This is a genomic window from Streptomyces sp. NPDC088387 (genome assembly GCF_044753385.1).
GTDB lineage: Bacteria > Actinomycetota > Actinomycetes > Streptomycetales > Streptomycetaceae > Streptomyces.
On sequence record NZ_JBIVNC010000009.1, the window covers coordinates 205916 to 218823 of the forward strand.

At 74.3% G+C, this 12908-nt stretch carries 8 protein-coding genes and 1 pseudogene; 3 read left to right on the forward strand and 6 right to left on the reverse strand.

Features of this window, described 5'->3' with window-relative positions:
• Window positions 1–104: 104 nt before the first annotated feature.
• The 4 genes and pseudogenes from ACIQAC_RS24640 to ACIQAC_RS24655 all read right to left on the reverse strand — a co-directional run bounded on the left by ACIQAC_RS24640 (window position 105) and on the right by ACIQAC_RS24655 (window position 5509).
• Window positions 105–1451, reverse strand: a complete 1347-nt coding sequence (locus tag ACIQAC_RS24640; protein WP_402194178.1) for an AAA domain-containing protein — start codon at window positions 1449–1451, stop codon at window positions 105–107.
• A complete protein-coding gene (locus ACIQAC_RS24645; RefSeq protein ID WP_402194179.1) occupies window positions 1448–3064 on the reverse strand; it encodes a hypothetical protein in 1617 nt (538 codons plus the stop codon). Before ACIQAC_RS24645 ends, ACIQAC_RS24640 begins: the two co-directional genes overlap by 4 nt.
• A 401-nt stretch (window positions 3065–3465) precedes the next feature.
• Window positions 3466–4617: pseudogene (locus ACIQAC_RS24650) on the reverse strand (hypothetical protein); the annotation flags it as partial.
• A complete protein-coding gene (locus ACIQAC_RS24655) occupies window positions 4529–5509 on the reverse strand; it encodes a phosphatase PAP2 family protein (protein WP_402194180.1) in 981 nt (326 codons plus the stop codon). The gene ACIQAC_RS24655 and the pseudogene ACIQAC_RS24650, both read right to left, overlap by 89 nt.
• A gap of 194 nt (window positions 5510–5703) precedes the next feature.
• Here ACIQAC_RS24655 and ACIQAC_RS24660 point away from each other — a divergent pair, with 194 nt between their 5' ends.
• Complete coding sequence (locus tag ACIQAC_RS24660) at window positions 5704–6297, forward strand: histidine phosphatase family protein (RefSeq protein ID WP_402194181.1); 594 nt, start codon at window positions 5704–5706, stop codon at window positions 6295–6297.
• Window positions 6298–6308: 11 nt separating this feature from the next.
• Here the strand turns inward: ACIQAC_RS24660 and ACIQAC_RS24665 are convergent, their stop codons facing one another.
• Entirely contained in the window at window positions 6309–7751 is a 1443-nt protein-coding gene (locus ACIQAC_RS24665) for a hypothetical protein (protein WP_402194182.1), read from the reverse strand.
• 307 nt (window positions 7752–8058) lie between these two features.
• Between ACIQAC_RS24665 and ACIQAC_RS24670 the strand changes: the two genes are divergently transcribed.
• Window positions 8059–8454: a hypothetical protein gene (locus tag ACIQAC_RS24670; protein WP_402194183.1), complete on the forward strand. Its 396-nt coding sequence runs from the start codon at window positions 8059–8061 to the stop codon at window positions 8452–8454.
• 108 nt (window positions 8455–8562) lie between these two features.
• A complete protein-coding gene (locus ACIQAC_RS24675) occupies window positions 8563–9429 on the forward strand; it encodes a spermidine synthase (RefSeq protein ID WP_402194184.1) in 867 nt (288 codons plus the stop codon).
• A gap of 76 nt (window positions 9430–9505) precedes the next feature.
• Here the strand turns inward: ACIQAC_RS24675 and ACIQAC_RS24680 are convergent, their stop codons facing one another.
• Window positions 9506–12790 (reverse strand): S8 family peptidase, encoded by a 3285-nt coding sequence (locus tag ACIQAC_RS24680; RefSeq protein WP_402194186.1) that lies wholly within the window; start codon window positions 12788–12790, stop codon window positions 9506–9508.
• Window positions 12791–12908: the final 118 nt, after the last annotated feature.

Genomic DNA, 12908 nt, shown 5'->3' on the forward strand with positions numbered 1-12908 from the left:
GACAGCACCGCGTGATTGGCCTCCCACCCGTCCGGGCTGCATCCATTGGCCGCCTCCGGCGGCGTGCCGGACTCCGTCCGGCGGTGGGTTCGGGGTCGGGTCGGTCATGGTCGCCAGGTCACCCGGTGCTGGGCCAAGTGCGACAGCACCGCGTGATTGGCCTCCCACCCGTCCGGAAATTTCACCAGCGTGCCCAGCTGGACCGGTTCCGTCGACGGGTAGTCGTCGAGGAGGTCGGCCACGCCCGCGCGGCAGACCACGATGCAGGCGTGCCGGTGGCGGGACGCCAGTACACACAGGCGGCCGGTCTCCAGGTGGAACGCCGTGGCGTCGGGGCGGCCGGAGAGCGGGTGGAGCACGACGGTGACGTCGAACTCCATCCCCTGGAGCCGGTTCGCGGTGTCCACGGTCACGTCGGTCACGCCCAGCTCGGCAAGGGCCGCACGGACGGCCGCCGCCTGGTCGCGGTGCGCGGTGCCGACGGCGATCCGCCCGGCGGTCAGCGGCACCGGGTCCGGCGACCGCTCCGACGTCGCCGCGCCGCCCCGGTCCAGCAACCGCCGTACCACCGTCGCCACCGCCCGTACCGCCTCCGGGTCCGTGCGCGGGGTGTGGCGGGCGGGGAGTTCCAGCAGGCCCCAGCCGGCGGTCGCGGCCTCGTCGATCACCCGGTCCGGGCCGGAACCGTCCGACGGGGCGGCGAAGGCCAGCCGGCGGTCCTCGAAGGACGTGCCGCTGCGGAACGGCGTGAACGGGTAGAACGCGTCCGAGACCAGGGGCGCCGCCGACGCCGGGAGCCGCCAGGACACCGGCAGGCGGTGCTGCGGGAGGCGCGGGTTGTGCGCGAGCAGCGTCGTCACGGCCGAGGCGGAGGGGTCGTACGACAGCCCCGCCCACTGCTCGCTGCCGACGATCGCGAACGGGTCCAGCTGCCCCGGGTCACCCACGAACAGCGCCCGCTCGAACAGTCCGGCCACGGCCAGCAGCGAGTCCGAGCGCATCTGGTAGGCCTCGTCCACGATCGCGTGCCGCCACGGCTCGTCGACCTTGACGTGTGCCCACTTGGCGGCCGTGGAGACGACCACCGGGAGGCCCGCGAGATCGCCCGCCTTCGCGGACGTACGCACGTGCGGCAGCTCGTCCAGCGCCTTGTCGTAGGCGTCGCTGTCACTGCTGTGCAGACGGCCCACCGGCAGGTCGGCGCGCTGGTCGGCGAGGCGCAGGACGAGATCGTCGACCTGGGCGTTGGTCTGCGCGACGACCATCAGCGGGCGTCCCGCGTCGGCGAGTTCCAGCGCGGCACGCACCACGAGCGTGGACTTCCCGGCGCCCGGCGGGGAGTCGACGACGACACCGCGTTCGCCGCCGCGCAGGGTGTCGTCGAGGATCGCGTCGGTGGCGCGCGCCGCCGCCGCGCCGGGGTCCAGGGACAGCTGGGCCGTGGCCGTCACAGCACGTCCTCCTCGGTGACCGGGTCGGCCGCGGGGGCGGCGGCGTCCTCGCCGGGCGGGCCGCCGTGCGTCCACGGCGTGTCGTCGGGTTCGGGCAGCTTGGCGCCGCCGCGCTGCTCGTGCTCGAACGTCGTGAAGCAGACCCGGTCGCCCTTCTCCGGCACCGACCCCTCCTCCGGCTCCTTGCCGCGCCCCATCTTGTCCACGATCCGCACAACGATCAGACCGCCGTCGTCGTCCCCGGAGCCGCCGTCGGCCCCGTACTCCACGAACACCGCCGCCTGCGGTTTGCCGCCCAGCGAGCGGAACACCCTGGACCGCTCGCCCAACTGCGGCCGGTCGTCCGTGCGTACGGTGACCAGGGGCCGCGGGCTCGGCCGCTTGCCCTCGCTGTACGCCATGACGACGTCCGTGACCTCGCCGGCGAACGCCTCCCCGGCGAGCCGCCGGCCCGCCATCACCAGCGGGTCGTCCAGCGCCTCCTGCGCCTCCAGGCGGGCCTGTTCGCGCTCGCGCGTGGCGAGTTTGTTCGCGGCGGTCACCGCGTCGTCGTGCCGCGGCTGCGGCGGCTCGCCCGCGAGGACACGGTCGCGGTGGCCGGTGAACGACCAGCGGTCGCGCGTCCAGCGCTCCTCGACCCGCGCGCCCTCGGGCCGCTCCCGCAGCAGGTCCAGGCCCCGCCACACCGCGTCCCAGGTGGGCCGGGTCCGGCTCTCGACCAGCGCGAGGACCTCCCGCTCGGCGGCGGTGAGCGCACCGAGCCGGTCGTCGGCCTCCAGTCCGTCCTCGGCGGCGGCGAACGCGGTACGCGCGCGGTCGTAGTGCTCGATGGCCGGGGCGAGGAGCTTGTTGTCGAACGCCGGGTCGGTGGCCGGGCCGGCCGGCGGGCACAGCAGCTGGCCGCTTCCGTCCCGGGCGAGCTCCGCGCGCAGGGCCGCCGCCGCGCCCGAGGTGCCGGGCGGCGGGTCGATCCACGCGAGCAGGGCACCCAGGTGCTGGTCCTCCAGGCTGGACTGGCCGGTCGCCCAGTGCCGCGACAGCACGTCGGTCATGGCGAGCAGCAGCGAGGCGCCCGGCACCCGCGACCGCTCCGCGTAGTGCGTCAGCCAGCGCCCGAGCAGCGGCACGCGCGGCGGTGCCGGGTAGGGCGCCTCCGGGTCCTGCTCCGCCGTACGGCGGAAGCGGGTGGAGCGGCCGAGCAGCCGGACGTACTCGATGCCCGCGCGGCTCGGCACGATCAGCTGCGGGGCGTCGGCGCACAGGTCGACCTCGACCTTGACCCGCTTGCCGGTCTCCGGGTCCGTCTCGGTGCGCTCGGCGGCCTCGACCGACTCGGCGTACGTGTCGATGTACGGCAGCACCACGTCGGCCAGTTCGGCCAGGAACGCGAACCTCAGCTCGCGGTCGCGCGGCTGCGGTACGGCCAGCAGGCGCGGCGCGTCCCGGTCGGTGCCGACCAGCGCGCCCAGCGGTGCACCGGCCTCACCGGCCGTGGTGAGCGGCACGAACACCAGCGGCCGCTCGGACAGATGCCGGTGCCGGACGGTCGCGGCGAGCTGGGCCCGCCCACTCTGCACGGCCTCAAGCCGGGCCAGCGTCGAAATCAGAGACACAGATGCTCCTCGCCGACGGTCTGGGCTTCCGGTCGGGCCACTCCCACTCCGCCGTCCCCCGACTCGGCCGTCCCCGCTCCGCCGGCCCCCGGCGCGGCTGCTCCCGTTCCGCCGGCTCCTGGCTCGGCTGTTCCCGGTCCGGCCGCCTCCGTTCCGGCAGTTCCGGATCCGCCGGCGCCCGTTCCGGCTGCTCCGGGTCCGCCGGCCCCCGGCTCGGCCGCTCCCGTTCCGCCGGCTCCTGGTTCGGCCGTTCCCGTTCCGGCGGCCCCCGGAACGGCCGCCCCCGGCGCGGCTGCTCCCGGTCCAGCGGCCCCCGTTCCGGCTGCCCCCGGCTCGGTCGTCCCCGGGTCGGCCGTTCCGGATTCGTCGGTCCCCGGGCCGCCCCGCGGCGAGTGGTTCGCGGCCGTCCCGCCCAGTGCCTCCGCGCGCAGGTGGGCTGCCCTGCGGAGTGCCGTCACCGTAGGGTCCTCCGGGTCGCCCGAGTGGCCGTGTGCCGCTGCCAGGACGTCGTCGACGGCGTTCAGGGCGCCGAGTTCCGCGCGGACCGGGCGGCCGAGGGTCGTCACCGTGCCCGCCGCGCGGGAGTGGGCCCGGCAGTGGAAGGCCAGCTCGCACGCGGACAGGCACTCCGGCGCGTAGCTCGCCGGGACGGACTCCACGGACGCGGTCAGGCGTTCGACAGGCAGGTCGGGTGCGAAGCAGGTGTCCTCGGGGAGGGCCTCGGCGAGCTCGTCGAGGCGGGTCAGCCGGGCCAGCTGCCGGGCCGTCACCGCACGCTGCTTGCGCACGTCGACGGCGGACGCGGTGGGCAGGTTGGAGAAGTCCTTGGGGCAGACGAGCAGGACCCGATGGCCCACGCGCGGCGCCGGGTCGAGGCGCCCTGCGACCTCCTCGAGCGCGAGCACGTACACCGCGGCCTGGCGGGCCGCCGCGCCCACCTTGGCCGGGTCCGCGGAACCGTCCAGCATCGGGAACGACTTGATCTCCACGACCGTCCAGCGGCCGTCGGGGTGCACCACGACCGCGTCCGGCTCCAGGAACGCGGGCGCCCCGGCGACGTCCAGCGCGAGCATCGGATGGTCGAGCAGCGTCCAGCCGCCGGCGCCGGTGGCCTCCCGCAGCGCGAGCGCCGTACGCGCGGCACGACCCTCCGGGCCGACCGCCGCCAGGTCCGGAACCTGCCCCGCCTCCGGGGCTTCGGCGCCCGGGTCCAGCGCGCGGTGCACCAGGGCCAGCAGCTCCGCGCCGCCGTCCGCCTTGACGCGGGCCTCGAAGGCGTTGCCGCGCGCGAAGGCGAACTGGGACTGGCCGAACACCGACGGGGAGCCCAGCGCGCTCGCGAGCGTCGCCTTGTTCACCCCCGCGCCGTCCAGGACCGCGCGCCGCTTGCAGCCCGGGTTCGCGGCGAGCGCGGCCAGGGCGCGCGCGTCCAGGGCCTTGGCGGGGACGCCAGGGCCGCGCAGCTCAGCGAGCCTTGCCCACGCTCTCGGCCTCGCCGCCGCGGGAGAGTTCCCATCCGGGGACTCCGTCGCCCGGGTCCGCGGGGGCGGCACCAGGTCCGGTCCGTGACTCGCGCTGCCATGGAATTCGTTCACCCGTCGAAGTCTGGCATCCGTCACTGACAACTGAGGCCGGAGCGGCGGCAGAGCCGGGTGCGAGTGCCGGGATCCGGGCCAGGACATGCGCGCGGATCCGGTTGGCGACGCGCAGCACGTACGGCGTGAGCAGGAGCCCGACGCCCATCACGGCGGCGCCCGCGACCGCGTCGAGGAAGTAGTGGTTCGCCGTGCCCATCACCACGACCGTCGTCACCAGCGGGTACGTCACCGCCGCGACCTTCGTCCAGCGCCGGCCGCCGAAGCGCCACAGGATCACCCCGCACCACAGCGCCCAGCCGACGTGCAGGCTCGGCAGCGCCGCGTACTGGTTGGTGATGCCGCCGAGTCCGCGCGGCGCGCTCGCCTCGCCGGCCCACCAGCCGTACGAGCTGTACTGGGCCATCGTGTCGACGAAGCCGTACCCGGGGGAGAGCAGGCGGGGCGGACACGTGGGGATCAGGGTGAAGCCGATCAGCCCGATGAACGTCGACGTCATCAGCCAGGCGCGGGCCGCGCGGTAACGCACCGTGCGTGAGCGGAACAGCCAGACCAGGATCGCCGGGGTCACCAGGTAGTGCAGCGACGCGTACCAGAAGTCCGCCGGCACGCCGATCCACGCCTCGCGCGTGAAGAGCCGGTTCAGCGGATGCTCGGCGTTGAGGTGGAGGAACTTCTCGATGCGCAGGATCGTCAGTCCGTGTGAGACGGCGGTCGCCTCGTCGCCCCTGGCCAGCAGCCGGCCGGCCGAGTAGCAGCCGTAGACCAGCAGGATCAGCGGCAGCTCCGTCCACCAGCGCAGCCGGGCTCGCGGGGCCGACTTGGTGCCCAGTATGTCGGCGTGCGGCATCCGATCGCCCTCCCCCTTCTCGACAGCGGCGCCCGGTGGTCCGGTCGTGTCACCTTACGGCGTACACCCGCGGCTGTGATGGGGCACTTCAGCCCTGAGAGACGCAGAGATCGTCCGCCGGGTTGCCCCATATGGGCGTACGAGATGATGGTGGTGCGTTCCGCGTCACCGAAACTTTCCCGGAAGGTCCCCCCATGGCACCGCGCATCCTGCTGGCCCGGCACGGACAGACGCAGTGGTCGCTGTCCGGCAAGCACACCGGCAGGACCGACGTCCCCCTGCTCGAAGAAGGGCGGCGCGGCGCCAAGCTGCTGGGGGAGCGGCTGCACCGGCCGCCGTACGACGGGCTGGCGGACGTCGAGGTGCGCACCAGCCCGCTGGTCCGCGCGCGGGAGACCTGTGAACTCGCCGGCTTCGGCGAGCGCGCCACCATCTGGGACACCCTCCTGGAGTGGCACTACGGGGAGTACGAGGGCCTGACCCCGGACGACATCCAGGCCGTGCGGCCCGGCTGGCTGATCTGGCGCGACGGGGTGCCCGGCGGCGAGAGCCTCGCCGAGGTGACCGCCCGCGCGGACGAGGTCGTGGCCTGGGCGCGCGCCGCGGACCGGGACGTGCTGGTCTTCGCCCACGGGCACATCCTGCGCTCCATCGGCGCCCGCTGGCTCGGCCTGCCGCTGGACTTCGCCGCCCGCATCCGGCTCAACCCGACCTCGCTGTCGGTCCTGGGCTGGGCGTACGGAGAGCCCGCGATCGAGAGCTGGAACGATCTGGGGCACCTGGCCTAGGCGGGCACTTCTCACGCCGTGCGCGGCATGGAGGCGTGCTTCTCCAGGAAGTCGCACACGCCGGACGCGCGCCGGTGGGGCAGCAGTACGCGCGCGGTGCCCGCGAGCATCGTCTGGACCCGCGAGGACTGCACCTGGTTCAGCAGATCGAGGACCTGGAGGCCGGCCTGGGCCGCCTCGTCGGGTCGGCCGCCACGCGCGAGGTCGTCGGCGAGTTCGGCCGTGTACAGGGCGGTGTTCCGGGTGAAGTGCGGGTCCTGGAGACGGGCCGCCCGGCGCGCGTGCCGCGCGGCACGCGTCCAGTCGCCCAGCGTCGACCAGCACTGCGCCTCAAGGCCCTCCAGCTCGGCCTCCCCGTAGAAGCTCATCCACTCCGGGTCGGCCTCCGAGGGGCCCCGCTCGAACAGGGCCTGCGCGCGGGCGAGCGCCTGTTCGCAGCCGGTGCGGTCGGCGAGGCCCGCCCAGCCGCCCGCCTCGCGCAGCGCGAGCAGTGACATCAGCCGCGCGGAGCCCAGCGGGCGCGCGATGCGCTGGGCGGCCTGCGCGGCCCGCACCGCCTCGCGCGGACGTCCCGCGTCGCGTGCGAGGAACGCCGTGTTGCAGAAGGCGTGCGCCTCCAGACCGGCGTCCCCGGCCACCCGCGCGGTGGCCAGCGCCTCCGCGTAGTGCGAGCGGGCGTCGTCGAACCGGCCCGAGTCGTGCGCCAGCCAGCCCACCGAGATGGCCAGTTCACCGGCGCCCGAGTGCAGCCGGTCGGCGGTCGCCTGCCGGGTCGCGCCGGCGTCCAGCAGCGCGTACGCGGCGCGCAGCGGGGTCGCCGCGCGCCGGTAGAGGCCGTCGGCGCCGTGCCGGTCGTCCAGCAGCCGGATTCTGCGCACGGCCTCTTCGAGGGCGCCCGCCTCGCTCGTGCCGGGGCGCCGCGCGGGCCGCTGTGCGGCCGAGGCGCCGGGGGCGACCGCCAGGGGGCCCATGGAGGCGGCGGCCACGGTGGCGCCCCCGCCGGAAATGAATGCGCGACGCAGCACGTCGCTCTCCTCGTAGTTGTGGTGCCAGTCGTTCTGGTCCTGCGTCTCATACGGCTCGTACGCCTCCCGTGTCTCACCGGTGGTGAACGCCGGGCTTGCGGTGTGCACGGGGGGCGGTTCCTCCGCCGTCGTGCGCGCCCCGCGTCCGCGTACGGACGAGCGGGGTGCGAAGCCCAGGTCGGAGAGCGTGCGGCCGGGATACATGTGCAGGAACACCCGCTCGTAGGCGTAGTTGGGGCAGCGGATCTCACCCGCTTCGACCCGGCCGATGTAGCGCGCGTCACAGCTGACCTGCTCGCCGATCTCACGCGCGGCACGTCGCACCTCCGCGGCGAACTCGGCCGGCGAGCGCCGGCCGCGCAGTCGTCGGAAGGCGAGGTTCGGCCGTGGCCGATTGGGCTGGGACGAGGTCACCGTTGACGACGTCATGGCCGGGTCCTCCCATGCGAACCGTCGAACCATGCCGGATTCGGGACGAGTTGACCGCTTCGTCGGGCTTGCGCCCTTGATGCTGTTGCCCTTGATTCCGGCGGGCAAGAACGTACCTGCTGTAGTCGGTCCGCCACGCTGTGTTTGGCTACAAACCGGATATCTCATCCGTGATCTGCCATGAACTGCCATCCTTTGCGGCGCACTTCCGGCGTAGCCGTTGACGCCCCGCCGCGTTGAACCATGCGGACCGGGAGCCGCCCGACTCCCGACCGCATGGCCAAGGAGGTTCGTGGTGGAGGCCGGGATGGAGACCAGGCAGAGCATCGTTCCCCGCAGCCCGCAGAGCGCCCCGCCGACCACGTGGGACCTGGTGACGGTCCCCGCGCGGCAGGGGCTTGAGGCGGTCGACATCCTGCGCCGCGGAGTCGGCGAGGGCGTCGGGCCGGTTCTGCACGACGACGGCTGCGACACCCTCGGCTTTGTGGTGCCGCCCGGCACCGCGGCAGCCTGGGACGTGCCCGGCAGCACCTGCACCGAGACCGACGGCCGCGGACTGAGCGTGACCCCCGAGCCCCCGGTCGAGGGCTCCGACTGGCTGCTGCCCCCGGGCGACGCCGAACTCGCCACCGATCCGACGGTGCTGCGCAAGGCTCTCGGCGAGGCGGCCCGGCTGATCGAGGCGGCGGACAACTGCCGGTGACGGCACAGGACCGCCGTACGGGGCGCACGGGGCGTCCGGGATGTCCGGGGCGCCCGATGCCCGGCCGCCGGACGCGCAGGGCACTGCCCGCCCTGTGACAATGACCCCATGGGAAAGTCCAGGAACCCGCGGCGCGGGCAGGGAGCCGTCGCCGTCGTCGAGGCCGTCGACGGCGGGCTCGCCGAGCTGATCCCGGACCCGGACCGGGCGCGGGCCTGGACGCTGCTGATCGACGGGGCGCCGCAGTCGCACGTCGATCTCGACGACCCGGGGTTCCTGTCCTTCGAGTACCAGCGGCGTCTCGGCCATGTCATCGACCTCGCGGCCCCGCCGGGCCGCCCGCTCCAGGCCGTGCACCTCGGCGGCGGCGCGTTCACCCTCGCCCGCTATGTCGCCGCCACCCGCTCCCGCTCCACCCAGCAGATCGTCGAGCGGGACGCGCCGCTGGTCCAACTGGTCCGGCGCGAGCTGCCGTTGCCGGCCGGGGCGCGGATCCGGGTGCGGTCGGCCGACGCGCGCGAAGGCCTCGCCAAGGTGCCCGACGGCTGGGCCGACCTGATCGTCGCCGACGTGTTCAGCGGCGCCCGCACCCCCGCGCATCTGACGTCCACGGAGTACCTCGACGAGGTCCGCCGGGCGCTGCGGCCGGGCGGGCTGTACGCGGCCAACCTCGCGGACGGTCCGCCGCTCGCCCATCTGCGCGGCCAGATCGCCACCGCCGCCGCCCGCTTCACCGAGCTGGCGCTGGTCGCCGATCCGGCGGTGCTGCGCGGCAAGCGGTTCGGGAACGCCGTACTCGTCGCCTGCGACCAGCCGCTGCCGCTCGCCGAACTGACCCGCCGCGCGGCCTCCGACCCGCACCCCGCGCGCGTGGAGCACGGCAGGGCGCTGACCGACTTCACCGGCGGGGCGCTCCCGGTGACGGACGCGGCGGCGGTGGCCTCACCGGCACCACCCCCGTCGGTGTTCCGCTGACCGGCGGTCCACCGGCCGCCTCCGGCTGTCACGTCCGCCCGCGGCCCGGTGAAGGGGCCGCGGGCGGACGTGTACCTCACTTGGTGCGGTAGGCGTCCAGGATCGTCTGGACGAACGTGTTGCCCCTGCGGTCCTTCACCTCGGCGCGCAGTGACACCGTGCCGCCCGCGGGCGGGTTGGTGACGGTGACCGCGTTGTGGCGCACGGTCGTGCGGTGCCAGGTCTTGCCGGCGTCGTAGGACACCGAGACCTTCAGCGCGTCGAGGTTCCGGCCGGCGGCCGAACCCTGCACGGCGACCGGTACCTTCTGCCGCTCGCCGGCCACCGCGGTGGAGTCCAGGGCGAGTTCGGGCGCGTAGCGGACCACGCTCGACGGTACGGCGGTGGGCGACGACGTGCGGGACGAGGTGAACTCGGCCTGCCAGGTGACCGCGGAGGTGACCGTGGCGATCCCGGCCGCGCGTCCGACGGTGGTCACCAGCTTGTAGCGGGCCCTGCCCGGCGGCAGGGTGAAGCGGGTGGTGTCGAGCAGTCCGTCGGCCTTGGCGTAGGGCTTGCCGTCGCGGTAGAGCGTCGTGGACGTCACCGCCGCGTCGTACCCGCTGCTGCCGGGACGTCCCGCGCCGTCGGCGAACGGGGCGATCGTCCCGGTGAGCACGTCACCGTCCCTGCGGAGTCCGCCGCCCGTGCCGAGCGCGGGCCCGAACACCCCGACGCCCACCGTCTCCGTGCGGCTCGTACCGGCGCGATAGGTGCGGGCCGGGATCTCGTAGCGGGTCTGGACCCTGCCGTTGGTCGGGTCGACCTGGCTGGAGACCTCCGCCCACGCGTAGCCGCCCTGGACGTAGACGGTCCGGGTGCCGGGCAGGTCGCTGTAGAAGCCGATGGCGATGCCCCCGGGACCGGACTGCACGGTCGAGTTCACCCCCAGCGCCCCCGGAACCGAGGCTCCTTGACGGAGCGTCAGCCTGGCCAGTTCACGCTTGGTGACATGCTGGACGTGGCCGGAGTAGAAGGCGTCACGCAGCGTGTGGGCGATGTGGTACTCGGTCGTGCCGTTGTACCAGTTGGAGCGCAGGTACGAGGTGACCTCGCCCGGTGCCGGTGCGGCACCGAACGTGCCGACGCGGGCGCCCCGCAGGCTGGAGGCCAGCCCGACGCCGAGGGAGCTCTCGGCCTTGCCCGAGCGGACCGCGGTCGTCAGGAGCGTGGAGTAGCCGACGGCGTCCGGGTCCGGCACGGTCACCTCGACGGGCCGGGCGTCGCGCGCGTCGAAGGCGAGGGTCATGTCGCGGTCGACCGTGACCTTGGGAGCGACGAGGGTGTCGATGCCGCCGTCCTCGGCGAAGTTGCGGCCGGCGACGATGTAGTCACCGGCGGGCAGTTCCACCGTGGCGGTGCCGTCCTCGCCCCTGACCACCTCGAAGACATCGTTGCCGATGCCGGTGAACCAGGAGGCCCAGCTGAAGGCGTCGGGCCGCCCGCCGTCGCGGTCGGTCGCCTCGACAGTGACCTCGAAGGTGTTCGCGGACCGTTCGAGACCGCCGGTGCTGCGGACGGTCGTACCGCCACCGGTGGCCACCAGGGTGAGGCTGTACGCGCCGGTCTCGTCGCCCCCGACGCGGGTGTCCGCGGTGACGTCGACGCCCGCGGTGCCGCCCGCCGGGACGGTGACCCGCTCGGCGCCGAGGGTGAACAGTCCCTCGGGGGCGGAGGATCCGCCGGGCTCGGTGGTGGTGGCGGTCAGCTCCAGGGTGACGGGCTGGTCACCGAGGTTGCGGTAGGCGACCGTACGGGTCTGCGGCTCGTCGTCGGTGTGCGGCCACTCCGACTCGCCGAAGTTCAGGGAGCCGGGCTCGGCCACGACCCGCTGCCCGGACGCCCGGGTCAGGTCGATCCGGCCGGTGCCCTGCTGGTAGGCGGTGAAGTCACCGGGCTTCGCCGAACCGGTCAGCAGGCTCTTGATCCGGGCGGCGCTCCAGTCCGGGTGCTGCTGCATGAGCAGGGCCGCCGCGCCGGTCACGTGCGGGGTGGCCATCGAGGTGCCGTTCAGCGTCACGTAACCGGGCGCCGGATGCGGGTCGTTCGGCCGGGTGCCGGCCGCGGAGGCCGCGGTGATGGCGACGCCGGGCGCGGTCACGTCGGGCTTGACCCCGCCGTCCATCCGCGGGCCGCGCGAGGAGAAGTCGGCCAGCCCGTCCAGCTTGTCGACGGCGCCCACGGTCAGGGCGGACTCGGCGACGCCCGGGGAGCCGATGGTCCCGGCGGCGGAGCCCGAGTTGCCCGCGGCGATGACGAACAGCGCCTGGTCGGAGAGCGCGTCCACGGCCTCTTCGAGCGGGTCGGTGCCCGGCTCGTCCGGAGCGCCGAGGGACATGTTGATGACGTCGGCGCCCTGCGCGACCGCCCACTCCATACCGTCGACGATGCCGGAAGTCAGCCCGGATCCGGCGGTGTTGAGGACCTTGCCGTTGATCAGCGCGGCGCCCGGCGCCACACCCTTGTACTTGCCGTCCGAGCCCGCTCCGGTGCCGGCGGCCGTGGAGGCGACGTGTGTGCCGTGTCCGTTGCCGTCCCGCAGCTCGGCGTCCGTCGAGAAGTTCCGCTCGGCGACCACCCGGCCCGCGAAGTCGGCGTGGCCGGTGTCGATGCCGGTGTCCAGTACGGCGATCTTCACGCCGGTGCCGTCGAAGCCCGACGCCCACATGCCGGGGGCGCCGATCTGCGGCACGCTCACGTCGAGGGCCGCCGTCACCACCCGGTCGAGGCTCAACTCGGCCACTCCGGGAGCGAGTTCGCTGGTGGCGTCCTTGGTGTCGGTCAGCGCGGCCCACGCCGCCGGGGTCTCCCCGGGCGACACCACCACCGCCTCGGTGCCGACGGAGGCCAGCTCCCGTACGGCCGCGTCGGTGCCCGCGTGCAGGCGGCCGCGGGCGGCCGGGTTCTTCGCCGAGTACCGCACGAGGACGGGCGCGCCGCCGTCGGCCACGTCCTGGTACTCGGGCCGGCTCAGCTCGGTCACGTCGAACAGGGCCGGATCGATCCTGCCGTCGGCGAGCAGGCCCTCGGCGTCGGCGGGGACGACGTAGGTGTGGTCGCCCGTGCGGCTGATCTGGAGGGGGATGCCGGAGCGGCCCTTGGCCGGGGTGACGGCGACCGCCTTGCCGGAGCCGTCCAGCAGCACCTGGTCACCGGTGATCAGCGTGACCGTACGGTAAGTGCCGCTGGCTGTGGCGGAGTTGGCGGTGGCGGAGGCGGCGTTGTTGGCGGTGGGGGTGCCGGCCGTGGGGGAGTCGGCCGTGGGGGTGCCGGCCGCCGAGGCCGGGACGGATATCAGCCCCGCCGTGAGGGCCGCCGTCATGACCAGCGCCCCGGACCAGACCGCGGGAGAGGCGATCCGTCTCTTTTTCCTTGATCCCAGCAATGTCGTCCCTGTCTATGGGGGGAGATGGGGGTTCGCCCCGACTCGATTCAAGTAA

What these genes read in the sequence shown, in the direction of transcription:
- ACIQAC_RS24675 (WP_402194184.1), top strand. Translation starts at nt 8,563, where the DNA reads ATGGGAAAGTCCAGGAACCCGCGGCGCGGGCAGGGAGCCGTCGCCGTC.
- ACIQAC_RS24655 (WP_402194180.1), bottom strand. Translation starts at nt 5,509, where the DNA reads ATGCCGCACGCCGACATACTGGGCACCAAGTCGGCCCCGCGAGCCCGG.
- ACIQAC_RS24680 (WP_402194186.1), bottom strand. Translation starts at nt 12,790, where the DNA reads ATGACGGCGGCCCTCACGGCGGGGCTGATATCCGTCCCGGCCTCGGCG.
- ACIQAC_RS24660 (WP_402194181.1), top strand. Translation starts at nt 5,704, where the DNA reads ATGGCACCGCGCATCCTGCTGGCCCGGCACGGACAGACGCAGTGGTCG.
- ACIQAC_RS24665 (WP_402194182.1), bottom strand. Translation starts at nt 7,751, where the DNA reads ATGACGTCGTCAACGGTGACCTCGTCCCAGCCCAATCGGCCACGGCCG.
- ACIQAC_RS24670 (WP_402194183.1), top strand. Translation starts at nt 8,059, where the DNA reads ATGGAGACCAGGCAGAGCATCGTTCCCCGCAGCCCGCAGAGCGCCCCG.